Annotated in this window: 11 protein-coding genes; 4 read left to right on the plus strand and 7 right to left on the minus strand. The window is 69.6% G+C overall.

The annotated features are described in order from the left end of the window. Positions 1 to 10 precede the first annotated feature (10 nt). The 6 genes from ACYVO6_RS18305 to mgrA form a co-directional block, all read right to left on the minus strand. On the minus strand, positions 11 to 592 hold the full coding sequence (locus ACYVO6_RS18305; RefSeq protein WP_461062458.1) for an antibiotic biosynthesis monooxygenase: 582 nt from the start codon (positions 590 to 592) through the stop codon (positions 11 to 13). A gap of 236 nt (positions 593 to 828) precedes the next feature. Continuing rightward, positions 829 to 1,827 (minus strand): serine/threonine-protein kinase, encoded by a 999-nt coding sequence (locus ACYVO6_RS18310; protein ID WP_461062459.1) that lies wholly within the window; start codon positions 1,825 to 1,827, stop codon positions 829 to 831. Further along, entirely contained in the window at positions 1,827 to 2,633 is an 807-nt protein-coding gene (locus ACYVO6_RS18315) for a hypothetical protein (protein ID WP_461062460.1), read from the minus strand. Before ACYVO6_RS18315 ends, ACYVO6_RS18310 begins: the two co-directional genes overlap by 1 nt. Positions 2,634 to 2,638: 5 nt before the next feature. After that, entirely contained in the window at positions 2,639 to 4,984 is a 2,346-nt protein-coding gene (locus tag ACYVO6_RS18320) for an ABC transporter ATP-binding protein/permease (protein WP_461062461.1), read from the minus strand. A 60-nt stretch (positions 4,985 to 5,044) separates the two neighbouring features. Continuing rightward, on the minus strand, positions 5,045 to 5,455 hold the full coding sequence (locus tag ACYVO6_RS18325) for a hypothetical protein (protein ID WP_461062462.1): 411 nt from the start codon (positions 5,453 to 5,455) through the stop codon (positions 5,045 to 5,047). Between the two features lie 277 nt (positions 5,456 to 5,732). Further along, complete coding sequence (gene mgrA / locus ACYVO6_RS18330) at positions 5,733 to 6,722, minus strand: L-glyceraldehyde 3-phosphate reductase (RefSeq protein WP_461062463.1); 990 nt, start codon at positions 6,720 to 6,722, stop codon at positions 5,733 to 5,735. Positions 6,723 to 6,842: 120 nt separating this feature from the next. Here mgrA and ACYVO6_RS18335 point away from each other — a divergent pair, with 120 nt between their 5' ends. Both ACYVO6_RS18335 and ACYVO6_RS18340 read left to right on the plus strand, forming a co-directional pair. Next, positions 6,843 to 7,742 carry a LysR family transcriptional regulator gene (locus ACYVO6_RS18335; protein ID WP_461062464.1) on the plus strand — a complete coding sequence of 300 codons (900 nt, stop codon included), beginning with the start codon at positions 6,843 to 6,845 and terminating at the stop codon, positions 7,740 to 7,742. 85 nt (positions 7,743 to 7,827) lie between these two features. After that, a complete protein-coding gene (locus ACYVO6_RS18340) occupies positions 7,828 to 8,538 on the plus strand; it encodes a dienelactone hydrolase family protein (RefSeq protein ID WP_461062465.1) in 711 nt (236 codons plus the stop codon). A 6-nt stretch (positions 8,539 to 8,544) separates the two neighbouring features. On the opposite strand, the gene ACYVO6_RS18345 is transcribed toward ACYVO6_RS18340, so the two are convergent. Beyond that, the gene (locus tag ACYVO6_RS18345) at positions 8,545 to 9,918 is read right to left on the minus strand and encodes a phospholipase (protein WP_461062466.1); all 1,374 of its coding nucleotides are present in this window, start codon (positions 9,916 to 9,918) and stop codon (positions 8,545 to 8,547) included. 314 nt (positions 9,919 to 10,232) lie between these two features. On the opposite strand from ACYVO6_RS18345, the gene ACYVO6_RS18350 reads away from it, so the two are divergent. Both ACYVO6_RS18350 and ACYVO6_RS18355 read left to right on the plus strand, forming a co-directional pair. Next, positions 10,233 to 11,951, plus strand: coding sequence for an IlvD/Edd family dehydratase (locus ACYVO6_RS18350; protein ID WP_461062467.1), 1,719 nt, complete (start codon positions 10,233 to 10,235; stop codon positions 11,949 to 11,951). A 43-nt stretch (positions 11,952 to 11,994) separates the two neighbouring features. After that, on the plus strand, positions 11,995 to 12,861 hold the full coding sequence (locus ACYVO6_RS18355; protein WP_461062468.1) for an aldo/keto reductase: 867 nt from the start codon (positions 11,995 to 11,997) through the stop codon (positions 12,859 to 12,861). Positions 12,862 to 13,091: the final 230 nt, after the last annotated feature.

Raw genomic sequence — 13,091 nt, forward strand, 5'->3', positions numbered from 1 at the left:
GTTCCCGGGCCTATGCGGCCCGGCGTTTGTGCCGTCCGCGGAGCATCGTCTGAATCGGCGGGTACAGCCATTTCTTGAAGAAACGCTGAAGCCGTGGCATGAGAATCCAGGTGACGATGGCCGTCACACACAGACACAGCAGCAGAGTTCGGAGCAATGGGTTGAGGTCGCCGATATAGGGCAGCACGAGGAGATTGAATAAGAGCACCGGCGGAAATACCGCGCTCATATTGATCAGCCACAGCTTCCATTTCGGTGGCGGCCGCGGAGTGGCCGGCGTGGCGGCCTGGGCTTCGAACCATGCTCTGGAGCCCTGCACGCTGCGGCGTCCGGTCTCCCGTGCGAGCGACTCCGCCTGGGCCGCCCACTGCGCCCGGGTAGGCGAGTTCTCCCAGGTCCGGGCCGAATCCTCGCTGTCAAAGCGGTAGACCACATGCCAATCAGCCTCTCCGTCGACGAGCACGCCACCCCCGAGAAAGCCCGGCTCACGCGCACACGCGCGCAGCGCTGCCCACCCCCAGCGATGGAAGGCGGCCTCACGGCCCGGCACCACGAGATACGCCACGGTGACGGTTACGGGATTCCTGGTCACTCCTCCGGATACGGAAAGAGACCCTCGGACGCTCAAACCTTCAACGAGGTTTTTCAGGCCGCCCGGAACGCACCCTTAAGTCACTATTTCGCACACCTTGACAGCTTATGCCGAGGGGTACCCCCGGGTAACTATTACGGAATTCTGACGGTCCCCTTGAGAGCGCTTGCACGGCGGGTCCAGAAATGGGCACGCTCGTTATTCTGCTCGCCAAGAACAGCGACCGCGTAACCCATTTATCGATGGAATACCGGCAGGGCCCAGCGTGGCGGTTCGGGCGGTGGCCCTGGACTCTCCATTACCTTGGACCCGGCTGCCCGGAGATCCACTCGAGTTGGCGCGTGGCCCGTCTGTGCGGTTCCACTCGCCGCCGCCCGCAGCGCGGCGACGAAAGCGCGGCAGGATTCGTACCGGTCGTCCGGGCTTTTGGCGAGGGCCTTTGCCATTACGTCGTCGACCGGGGCGGCGATATCGGGGCGCGACTCGGTCAGGCGGGGCGGCTGGTCGAACTGGTGCGCCCATAGCAGTGCCATGTCGTCATCGCGTTGGAAGGGCGGTTCGCCGGACAGGGTTTCGTGCATGACGCAGGCGAGGCTGTAGACATCGCAACGTCCGTCGACGGGGCGTCCGGCGATCTGCTCGGGCGCCACATAGTCGAGCGTGCCGACGAACTGACCGACCGTCGTGAATCCGGTCAGCGACAGCGATTTCTTCGTGAGGCCGAAGTCGGTGAGGTAGACGTGCTCGGGGTGGTCGCTGTCCGTGCCCTGGGCGACCAGGATGTTGCCGGGCTTGACGTCCCGGTGGACCAGTCCGTGGTCGTGCGCGGCGTCCAGCGCGGACGCGACCTGGCCGACGATCCGCGCGGCCACCGAGACGGGCAACGGGCCGTCGCGGTCGAGCAGATGACGCAGGTCGCGACCGGAGACGTACCGCATGGCGATGTACAGCACGCCGTCGGTCTCGCCCGCCTCGAAGATCGGCACGATGTGGGGGTGGTCGATGGCGGCGGCCACGCGTGACTCGTGGGTGAAGCGTTTACGGAAGGTGTCGTTGCGGGCGAGCTGCGGGCCGAGCAGCTTGAGGGCGACGGTCCGGTCGAGGCGCAGATCCTTGGCGCGGTACACCACGGCCATCCCACCGCGACCGATCTCACACTCGATCCGGTAATCCGCGATCTGCTTGCCGACCAGGTCGGAGGGCCGGCCCGAGTAGAGGTTCGTCTCGTGCGACATCAGGGGTCACCGTCGCTTGTCACGATGCGGGTGGGGACGTGGCGGGTGTCTGCGACGGCTCGGGTCGCCTCCCGATCTCCCGCGATGTGCGGCGGCTCGGGGTCTTCCACGACCCGCGTGGGCTCCGGTCCGGCGGCACCGCCGGTGTCGTCCAGGACCCGCGTGGGCTCCGGTCCGGCGACACCGCCGGTGTCCTCCACGACCCGCGTCGGCTCCGCCCCGGACGCGCCACCGGTGTCCACCACCCGCGTCGGCTCCAGTGCGCCGGAGGCAGGTGCTTCCGGGGCGGCAGGGGCAGGCGGCGGGTCCCGCCGGTCCGCAGCCGGGGGCTCCGTTGTCGCGTACGTGCTCAGCCGTGTGCCGTCGCAGTACACCCACCGCTCGTGTTCGGCCTCGTACAGCCACATGGACTCCCCATCGACCACGATCCCCGCCCGCAGCCCCTGCGTACGCCCGCGAAACGTCTCCCCGTCGAGGCGTCCCTCTGTCAGGTCGTCGACCGCCTGGCGATAGCGGCCGAGCGCCTGCTCGACGCGGGTGAGCAGTGGGCGTGGGTCCGCCGTGCGGGCGAGCGGTTGCGCCGCGGCGGGTGGCTCCTCGGGTACGGCGATCAGCAGGCGGCCGTCGACCCACGCCGACCAGCCGTTGGCGCAGACGATGTGGCCCCAGTCGCCGCGCCGGTCGAGGAGCCGGACCGGCAACAGCGCGTCGAGCGGCACGGTGGGCCGGGCGGGGTCCGGGGCTTCCCAGGCCGGCAGGCCGTCGCGGGGGACGACGTGCGTGGGGTGGAAGCCGGAAGTCGTCATCGCGCCTACTTCCGCATGACCGCGGGTTCGTGCCGCCTGAGCAGCCGGGCCACCACGTAGCCGAAGACCGCCGACAGGGCGACGAGCATGCCCATGTCGAGCAGCCACACACCCGACTCGTGCCGGAACAGCGGATCGGAGGACTTGTCCCCCGGCACGAGCTGGGCGAGACCCACGGTGCCCGCCATCGCACCGAGCGCCCACCGCGACGGCACCAGCCACGCCAACTGCTCGACCCCCGGCACCCCGTCCAGCTTCAGCAACGCCCCGCAGAACACGACCTGCACAATGGCGAGGAGCACGAGCAGGGGCATCGTCACCTCCTCCTTGCGCACCATCGCGGACACGAGGAGACCGAGCGTCATCGCCGTGAACGCGAGCAGCGCGACGGCGAGCGTGACCTCGGCGAGGGGCGGCAGGAGCACCCCCTCACCGCCCGGCGCGTTCAGATCGACGCCCAGCAGCGCCACCAAGGTCAGTACGACCGCCTGCAGGACCGTGATCGCGCCGAGGACGACCACCTTGGACATCAGATACGCCGATCTGGACAGTCCGACAGCACGCTCACGCTGATAGATCACCCGTTCCTTCACCAGCTCCCGTACGGCATTGGCAGCGCCCGTCAGGACTCCGCCCACGCACAGGATGAGCAGCGCGTTCATCGCGGTCTCCTGGGTGAGCCGGCTTCCGGCGAGTGCCCTGGCCATCGCGCCCATCACGAACGGCAGCGCGATCATGATGGCGAGGAAGGTCCGGTCGGCGGACAGCGCGGCCGCGTACCGGCGTACCAGCGTGCGCACCTGCGCGCCCCAGCTCTGCGTCTTGGGCGGCGGTCCGACGGCCTCGGCGCGGACGGGCCCCGGACGGTGCGGCTGCGCGCTGGAGTTGGTGATGTACCGCCGCTGCAACGGCGACGCCCGGTAGTCCCCCGCCCAGTCCCGGTCACGGTCCCGCTCGAAGGCCTCGAACGCCTCGGGCCACTGCGCGAAGCCGAAGAAGGCGAGGGTCTCCTGCGGCGGCCCGTAGTAGGCGATCCTGCCGCCGGGCGCGAGCACGAGGAGCCGATCGCAGACGTCGAGGCTGAGCACGCTGTGTGTGACGACGATGACGGTGCGCCCGTCGTCCGCGAGGCCGCGCAGCATGTGCATCACCGAGCGGTCCATGCCGGGGTCGAGGCCGGAGGTCGGTTCGTCGAGGAAGAGCAGCGACGGCTTGGTCAGCAGTTCCAGTGCCACGCTGACGCGCTTGCGCTGGCCGCCGGAGAGGCTGTGGATGGGCTGCCCCGTGCGCTCCTCCAGGCCCAGCTCACGGATCACCTCGTCGACCCGTTCCCGGCGCTCGGCCTTCGCGGTGTCCTGCGGGAACCGCAGCTCGGCGGCGTATCCAAGGGCCCGGCGCACGGTCAGCTGGGCGTGCAGAATGTCGTCCTGCGGTACGAGGCCGATGCGCTGGCGCAGCTCGGCGTAGTCGCGGTACAGGTCGCGGCCGTCGTACAGCACCGTGCCCTTGTCGGCGGGACGTTGCCCGGTCAGCGCGTTCAGCAGCGTGGACTTGCCCGCGCCGCTGGGACCCACGACGGCGAGCAGGCACTTCTCGCCGACGGGAAAGGACACCTGGTCCAGCAGCGTCTTGCGGCCCCGGTCGACGGCGACCGTCAGATCCTGCACGTCGAGCGAGACCTCACCGGTGTCGACGTACTCCTGCAACTGGTCGCCGACCAGGCAGAACGCCGAGTGGCCGATCCCCACGATGTCGCCCTCGGAGATCAGGGCCCGCGTCACCGGCTGCCCGTTGAGGAACGTTCCGTTGTGGCTGGCGAGGTCGACGATCTCGTACGTACCGTCCACGTGGGCGCGCAGTTCCGCGTGCCGTCGGGAAACGATCAGGTCGTCGACGACCAGGTCGTTGTCGCTGCTGCGGCCGATGCGGACGGCGGTGCGGGCGGGCAGCGAGCGTACGGTCGTGGGCCGCCGGAAGGTGCCGGTCGCGGCGGGCAGGGAGACGGCGGACGGGCGCCCGGCGGGCTCGGCGGCGAGCGGGGGCCTGCTGGTGAGTACGGCGCGCGGCCCGTCGGCGGCGTTGCCGAAGCGCAGGACGCTGCCCGGGCCGACATCCCACGCTTGGACACGGCGGCCGTCGGCGTACGTACCGTTCGTGCTGTTCTCGTCCTCGAGCTTCCAATGACCGTCTTCGGGCCGCAGCACCGCGTGGTGCCAGGACACCCGGGCGTCGTCGATGACGATGTCGCACAGTGGGTCGCGCCCCACGTGATAGGCCCGGCTCGGGCTCATCACCATGGAACCCGTCTCGGTCTCGAGGACGAGTTCGGGCGCAACAGACCGCTCTCCCATGCCCGAATTCTATCGATTCGTTCATATATGCGCCTGGGCGGCGCGGGGCACGGGCCGAGGTCAGGCGGCGGGGACGGTCAGCAGGGGAATCGTCCGCTGCATCCGCAGCGCGTCCACCGACTCGGCCAGCAACTCGTACTCGGTGGTGTCGTCACTCGTGGCGATACGGACGAGCCGCCCGGCGGCCAACAGGTCGGCGGTCAGCTCCTGTTGGATCATGTCGCCGCACCAGGCGCGCAGCATGCCGGGGACGTCGGGCGTGGTGTCCGCGACCGGTGCGACCGAGTTCGGCGGGTAGTAGGGGGCCTCGGGATCCGGGTCGAGCCGCTCGGCGATCCAGGAAGCCCGGTCCCGTAACCACCACATGGCTAACGCCAGGGTGGGCGCCCGATAGCTTCCCAGGGGTACGCCCACCCGGCGCCCGCCGCATATTCCGTACGCCGTGACATGGCAAAGGAACTCGTCGTGCACGATCTAACCCCCGTTGCCCGGCCTGCCGCCGGTCCGGCCTCTCTTTCCTTGCGATGTGCTGGTCGTGCACGATGGGGCCCCTTCGGCCTGTGACCGAAGCAGCTCAAGAGCAAGTGCTCAGGATGCGGGTCCTCGCGATGCGAGTGCTCAGGGTTCGAGTACTCAGAGTTTCAGTATCGTCACTCCTGACACCCTGTCACTACGCCATTTCAGCCAGTCTCTTGGCATATTCACGGCCCGCATTGGCTGAAACGTTGCGGAGCCTGATGCCTGCGCCTCACAGATTGATGATCGCGTCGATTCCGGCCAGCTCGTCCGGGGCGAAGTCGAGGTTACGGGTCGCCGTCACGCTGTCCTCGAGCTGCTGAGGGCTGCTCGCGCCGACCAGCGCGGAGGTGACCCGACCGCCGCGCAGCACCCAGGCCAGCGCCATCTGGGCCAGGGTCTGACCGCGTGACTTGGCGATGTCGTCGAGGGCGCGCAACTGCTGGACGAGGTCCTCGGTGACCGTGTCGGCGCTCAGGAACGGGCTGTCGCTCGCGGCCCGCGAGTCCTCCGGGATCCCGTCGAGGTAGCGGCCGGTGAGCAGGCCCTGCTCCAGCGGCGAGAAGACGATGGAGCCCACCTCAAGCTCGTCGAGCGCGTCCAGCAGCCCGTCCTCGGGACGCCGGTCGAGCATCGAGTAGCGCGGCTGGTGGATCAGCAGCGGCGTCCCCAACTCGCCCAGGATGCGGGCGGCTTCGCGTGTCTGCTCCGGCGAGTAGTTGGACACGCCGACGTACAGCGCCTTGCCCTGGACGACCGCCGAGTGCAGCGCCCCCATCGTCTCCTCCAGGGGAGTGTCCGGGTCGGGGCGGTGGGAGTAGAAGATGTCCACGTAGTCCAGACCCATACGGGCCAGGCTCTGGTCGAGCGAGGACAGCAGATACTTGCGCGAGCCCCACTCCCCGTACGGGCCCGGCCACATCAGGTATCCGGCCTTCGTGGAGATGACCAGCTCGTCGCGGTACGGCGCGAAGTCCGCCGTCAGCGCCTCGCCGAGGGCCGACTCCGCGGCGCCGGGCGGCGGCCCGTAGTTGTTGGCCAGGTCGAAGTGGGTGACGCCCAGGTCGAAGGCGCGGCGCAGGATCTGCCGCTGGGTGTCCACCGGCCGGTCCGGGCCGAAGTTGTGCCACAGGCCGAGCGACAGCGCGGGCAGCTTCAGGCCGCTGCGTCCGGTGCGCCGGTAGGGCATGTCGGTGTAGCGGTCGGGGTGTGCGGTGTACACGCGTACTCCAGAGGGCCGGGAAAGAGGGAAACGGGCAGAGACGGCTCCACTCTCGCGCGGGCACCGAGCAGCGGTCCAACAGGAGAATCGGATGGGATTCAGCGGATAGGCTTCTCAATCATGGAACTGCGCCACCTTCAGCATTTCGTCGCCGTCGCCGAGGACCAGCATTTCACCCGTGCCGCGGAGCGGCTGATGGTGTCGCAGTCGGGCCTGTCCGCCTCGATCCGCGCCCTGGAGCGTGAGCTGCGGGCCCCGCTGTTCGTCCGCACCACCCGCCGCGTCACGCTCACGGAGGCCGGTCGCGCCCTGCTGACCGAGGCGGAGCGGATCCTCGCCCAGGTCCGCGCGGCCCGGGACGCCGTGGCCGCGGTGCAGGGCGTGCTGCGTGGCACGCTCTCCGTGGGCACCGAGCAGTGCATCGCCGGAGTATGTGTGGCTCCGCTCCTCGCCGCGTTCCGGCGGCGCCACCCCGATGTCGAGATCCGGCTGAGGCAGGCGGGTTCCGGCGCGCTGGCCGAGGAAGTCGCGGCCGGCCGCCTCGACCTGGCCTTCGCGGTGACGACGCGCGCCGACACCGACCAGCTCCGCTGTCTGCCCCTGGCCAGTGAGCCGATGACCGTGCTGTGTCACCCGGCGCATCGCCTGGCGGAAGGCGGCGCGGTCACCCCGGAGGATCTCGGCGGCGAGGACTTCGTCGATTTCCACCCCGACTGGGGCCCCCGGCGCACCACGGACTCGGTCTTCGCGGCGGCGGGCGTGCACCGCACGGTCGCCCTCGAGGTCAACGACGTACACAGCCTCCTCGATCTCGTCCAGGAGAACCTCGGCATCGCCGTCGTACCACGCCACTTCGGCCACAAGCGCGAGGCGTCGGCCCTCACCGCACTCCCCCTGAAGGACGTCGCCGAGACGTCGTACGAGACGGTCGCCATGCTGCCGCCGCCGGACGCGACCAGTCCGGCGGCGCGGGCGCTGATGGAACTGCTCGAAGCGGAGGCCACGACTCCGGAGGCCTGAGCCCGTCCGGGCAGGGGCCGCCTGCTGTCGCTTCGTACGCCTCCTGCATGCTGGAGGCAAGATCGAGTGACAGGAGTGACGCGCCATGTCCGAGACGCCCAGGTCGACCGGGGCCCCCGCCCATCAGAACGTGACCTTCCCCAGTGCCGGAACCACCGCGCACGGCTATCTGGCACTGCCCCCGTCCGGGCAGGGCCCCGGCGTGATCGTCATCCAGGAGTGGTGGGGACTGACCGACCACATAGCGAATGTCACCGACCGGCTGGCGGCGGAGGGTTTCGTGGCACTCGCTCCCGACCTGTACGGCGGGAATGTCGCGCACGACAGCGGCGAAGCGCTGCGCATGATGCAGGACCTGCCGGTCTCCCGCGGTGTCGAGCTGCTCTCCGGCGCCGTCGACCACCTGCTGGCGCTCGACGAGGTCACCTCGGACTCCGTCGGCTCGGTCGGCTTCTGCATGGGCGGCGGCTTCGTCCTCTACCAGGCCGCCGTCGACCCGCGCGTGCGCGCGGCGGTTCCCTTCTACGGCGTCATCCGGGGCGAGTTGCCCGACTTCTCGGGCCTCAAGGCCGAGGTCCTCGGCCACTACGGCGAACGCGACGCCGCCATCCCGGCCGACAGCCTCGACACCCTCCGCGAGACGATCCACCGGCAGTCCGGCATCACCCCGGACTTCCGCCTCTACCCCGCAGATCACGCCTTCTTCAACGACGGCCGCCCCGAGGTCCACGACCCCGAGTCCTCGGCCCTGGCCTGGGGCAGCACCGTCGAGTTCCTGCGCGCGCAACTGGGCTGATTTCCCTCAGTAGGTGTACGTGTTCAAGGTGGCCACCGCCGACGACGGCGAGCCGAGGTCATAGCGGTCCACCGCAAGGAAGTTGGGCTTCTTGCGGGCGGCCGGCTGGCAGAAGCGCTGGGCGCGGTCGGTGAGTTTGGTGTTGTCGGTGGTGGCCGTTCCCGCGATCGCGACGTCGCGGAAGTGGTTCATCACGAAGAGCGGGCGGAAGGGCGGCTCGGTGCGGGTCAGCGGGATGTTCGTGCCGGCGTCGTACCAGCGGCTGAAGCAGGACCAGTCGGAGCTGCCGACGCCGGATCCCATGGACCAGTAGTTCTCGACCGTCCACTCCCGCTGGTACATCACGCCGAAGCTGTCACGGGTGAGCCCCGCCGCCTGGTCGGCGGAGCGGCTGTGGTCGCTGAAGATGAGCAGGCGGTCGTTGGCGGCGATCAGGTCCGCCATCCGCGGCCAGCCGCCCGTACGCACGCCGGTCTGATCAGGGCGGTAGAGGACATCGGACAGGCCGTTCACCCGGGCCAGTTCACCGCGCAGGACGCCCGGATCAACGTAGTCCTCGAGGAATACGGTGATGAACTGGCTCGGGTTCTGCTTCAGGAAGTCCACCATGCGCTGGAGGTCGACCCACAGCGCGACCGGGCTGCTGACGAGCGTGCAGCTGTTGTGGCACAGGATCGCGCCGTCCGGCGTCTGGTGGACGTCCATCATGAACCCGCGTACGCCGTCGGTCAGTTGCTGGTCGATGCCCCGGGTCTGGTTCGGCACGAGGTTCACGAAGGGCGGGGCGAAGCCGCCATCGACGCCGTTCGCGTACGCGTTGTGGGACGTGAGGAACGTGACCTGGTCCAGGGTGCGTTGTTCCGGCGACGGCATCGGAGCGGTCGGTGACGTCACCGGCGTGAGGTACCAGTTGGCCAGGCCGCCCGCCGGGCCCACGGCCAGCTGGGCGGGGTAGTTGGCCCCGGAGGGCTTGGCGCCGACGGTCAAGTAGCGCTCGGCGCCGGGGACTTTGAGGGCGTACTGGTCGGCGCCGTTCGGTCTCACCTCCCACGCGGCGTCGGCGCTCGCGCAGGCCACGGTTCTGGCCTGGTCCCCGGAGCGGCCCAGACAACTGCCCGCTGTGTCGGTGCTCTCCAGCACGTACGAGGCGCCGCTCGGCCGGAGCGTCCACTGCTGGCGGTCCTCGTTGCCCCTGGGGTTGCGCTGGACGACCGCTCCCCCACTGTCGGCCGCGTTCAGTCCTGTGGTCGCGCTCTGTACGTAGTAGGCGCCGACGCCCGGCACCTCCGCGGCGGGGGCGGGCGATGGTGCGACGAGGACGGTGGCCAGCGCCGCGCCCGCGGCGGTGGCGGCGAGCAGGGGGCGACGGTTCCGGAGCATGGGGGTCCTTTCCGCTACACGAGGGTGCGGCCGCATACCGGTCAATTCCGGTACACGGCCGCACAGTTGGCGATCGGGTACGACAACGCTGTGATCCTCGGCGGTACGGCCCGTCATGGTGCCGTATCCGGTCGGCGGGTGCCAGAGGGTCAGCTCGTCCTGCGCAGTTGCTCATGCTCCGCCGGGGGTGTGGTGCCGGTGTTGACGCCGAACGCGGCATGCGGCCACACGCTGACGCTGTTCAGTGCCCCTTGCACTGAGCTAGCGTGAACCGCTCCAGCCCAACGCCCGCAAGCGCGCCGGAGGGACGACGAATGCCGCCTGAACTGCGCAGCGCACAGTGGTACGGGGGGACGGACCGCAACGCCTACATCCACCGTGCATGGATGCGGCGCGGCCTTCCCCGGGACGCCTTCTCCGGCCGGCCGCACATCGCCATCGCGAACACCGCGTCGGATCTGACCCCCTGCAACGCCCATCTCGGTGAGGTCGCCAAGTCCGTACGGGACGGAGTGCACGAATCCGGCGGCATTCCGCTGGAGTTGCCCGTGGTCTCGCTCGGCGAGACCCAGATGCGGCCCACCGCCATGCTCTGGCGGAACATGGCCGCGATGGCGGCGGAGGAGATGTTCCGCGCCAACCCGATCGACGGCGTCGTACTCCTCGGAGGCTGCGACAAGACGATCCCCGCCCTGCTCATGGCCGCCGCCTCCGTGGGCCTGCCCGCAGTCGTGGTACCCGGCGGCCCGATGCTCACCGGCACATTCCGCGGCAAGCCGCTCGGCTGTGGGACGGATGTCTGGCGGCTGAGCGAGGAGGTCCGCGCGGGGACGCTGTCCGAGGAGGACTTCACCCGCTCCGAGTCGTCCATGATCCGCAGCCGGGGGCACTGCAACACGATGGGTACGGCATCGACGATGGCCGTCGTCGCGGAGGCGCTCGGCATGACGCTGCCCGGACTGGCCGGAACGCCCGCACCCGACAGCCGTTTACTCGAAGCCGCCCATGAGACGGGCCAGTTGGCCGTCGAACTGGTGGCCGAGCAGCGCACGCCCGCCGACGTCATGACCGCCGCCTCCTTCCACAACGCGATCGTCGCGCTCGCGGCCACCGGCGGGTCCACCAATGCCGTCGTACATCTGCTGGCCATCGCCGGCCGGCTCGGCGTACCGCTGAGCCTGGACGACTTCGACCGGATCGGATCCCATGTCCCGCTCCTGGTCGACCTGTTGCCGGCGGGCACGCACCTCATGGACGACTTCCACCGCGCGGGCGGACTCCTCGCGGTGCTCCGCGAAGTCCGTGACCTGCTCGACCCCACGGCGACCACCGTCACCGGACGGCCCCTCGTCGACTTCCTTGACGACGCGGAGAGTTGGGACCGGGAAGTGATCCGCCCGCGCGAGACGCCGCTGCAACCGGACGCGGGCATCGCCGTGCTGCGCGGCAACCTCGCCCCGAGCGGAGCCATCATCAAGCCCGCCGCCGCCTCGCCCGGACTACTCCAACACCGGGGCCGGGCGGTCGTGTTCGACCACATCGAGGACTTCCACGCCCGCGTCGACGACCCGGATCTGCCGGTCGACGCGGATTCCGTGCTCGTGCTGCGCGGCTGCGGTCCCAAGGGCTACCCGGGCATGCCCGAGGTGTCGAACATGCCCCTGCCGCGGAAGCTGCTGGAGCGCGGCGTACGGGACATGGTGCGGATCTGCGACGGCCGAATGAGCGGCACGGCGTACGGAACGGTCGTCCTCCACGTCGCCCCGGAGGCCGCCGCCGACGGTCCACTGGCGCTCGTGCGCGACGGCGACTGGATCACTCTCGACGTTCCTTCGCGCACGCTCACCCTCGAGGCCGACGACACCGAACTGGCGCTGCGTACGCCCAACAAGACGACCCTGGACGGGTTCGCGAACCCCGGACGGGGCTGGGAGCGCCTGTACGTGGACCATGTGACCCAGGCGGACACCGGCGCCGACCTCGACTTCCTGACCGGTTCTTCGGGGTCGGCGGTGAGCCGTGAATCGCATTGAGCCAGCCATGCATGCCAACTGCGCTGTTAGCGTTGCCTCTTGAATGAGGGGGCGGAGACAGCAGTTGACATCGACCACGTTTCGCATCGGCGGGGATCTGGACGTACGGCGGCTCGGGTTCGGGGCCATGCAGTTGCCGACCAAGCCCGCCCCGGACCGTGAAGCGTCCATCGCGGTCGCCCGGCGGGTCGTCGAGCTGGGCGTCACACTGATCGACACGGCCCATCTCTACGGCGGAGGCGCCAACGAAGAGCTCCTCGCCGAGGCCCTGCACCCCTACCCGGAGGGGCTGCTCATCACCACCAAGGTGGGCGTCGCGCGATCCGCCGAGACGGGTGAGTGGGGGCTCGACGCGAGGCCCTCCGTGCTGCGCGCTCAGGTCGACGAGGCCCTCCGTCGGCTGCGCGTCGAGCGGCTCGAACTGCTCCAGCTGCACCGCATCGACCCGGAGACGCCCCTGGCCGACCAGCTCGGCACGCTGCGGGAACTCCAGACCGAGGGCAAGATCGGCCGCATCGGACTGTCCGAGGTCACCGTCGCCGAACTCGAACGGGCACGGGAGATCATCGACGTCGTGAGCGTGCAGAACCGCTACAACGTCCTCGACCGTGAGCACGAGCCCGTACTCGCGGCCTGCGAGGCGGCGGGGATTGCGTTCCTGCCCTGGCGGCCTGTCGCGTGGGGTACGTCGGGCGAGAGGGCCGAGATCGCCGCCGTGGCGACCGAGCTCGACGCCAGCCCTACGCAAGTGACGCTCGCGTGGCTGCTCGGCCACTCGCCGGTCATCCTGCCGATCCCTGGCACCGCCCGGATCGACCACCTGGAGGAGAACCTCGCGGCGGAACACCTCCAGCTGCCCTCGTCCCACCGTGACCGCCTCGACCAACTGGCCGGACAGGCAACGGCGTAGGCCCGCGGCAGCGGCTAAGAACTCCTGACGAAATGAGTGGTGCGGAACGCTGGGCTCATGTGGTCATGCGTCAGAGTGGTTCGCAAGCCGCAGCATTCTTCCGAGACGTCCGCTAGAGCGGAGTCGTCTGGCTTGTGCGGGATGACGAGGGGAGCCCGGACCCCGTCGCGGCTGACGGCACACGGAGTCCCAGACCAACGATCAGATGATTCAGAAGCGGCCTAGTTGAT

The sequence above is a fragment of the Streptomyces pseudoechinosporeus genome (genome assembly GCF_054783935.1).